Below are 547 nucleotides of genomic sequence, written 5' to 3'. Positions count from 1 at the left end.
CAGAGGCTACCCATCCGGCCACTTTTCCTTCAACGTCAAGGGGGGGCGGTGCGAGGCCTGCGGCGGGGACGGCACGGTGAAGATTGAGATGCTCTTCCTGCCCGACCTCTACGTGCCCTGCGAGGTGTGCAAGGGAAAGCGGTACAACAAGGAGACCCTGGAGGTGAAGCTCAGGGGGAAGAGCATCGCCGACGTCCTGGACATGACCGCGGAGGAGGCCCTGGACTTCTTCCAGAACGTCCCCACCATCGCCCGCAAGCTCCAGCTCATGGTGGACGTGGGCCTGGGGTACATGCGCCTGGGCCAGCCCTCCCCCACCCTCTCCGGGGGCGAGGCCCAAAGGATCAAGCTGGCCACGGAGCTGGGCCGCAAGTCCACGGGCCGCACCCTCTACATCCTGGACGAGCCCACCACCGGCCTCCACTTTGACGACGTGGCCAAGCTCCTCTCGGTCCGCCACCGCCTGGGGGACGGGGGCAACCCCGTGGTGGTCATTGAGCACAACCTGGACGTGGTGAAGCCCGCCGACTGGGTGATTGCCCTGGGG

The 547-nt window shown here is 66.7% G+C and carries 1 pseudogene; it reads left to right on the top strand.

Going from position 1 to position 547, the window contains the following annotated elements:
* A pseudogene (gene uvrA / locus NW838_RS11280) lies at positions 1–547 on the top strand (ABC-ATPase UvrA); the annotation flags it as partial.

Origin of the sequence: Synechococcus sp. R55.2 (assembly GCF_047462075.1) — a bacterium.
Taxonomy (GTDB): domain Bacteria; phylum Cyanobacteriota; class Cyanobacteriia; order Thermostichales; family Thermostichaceae; genus Thermostichus.
This window is presented reverse-complemented; position numbering and strand designations above follow the sequence as displayed.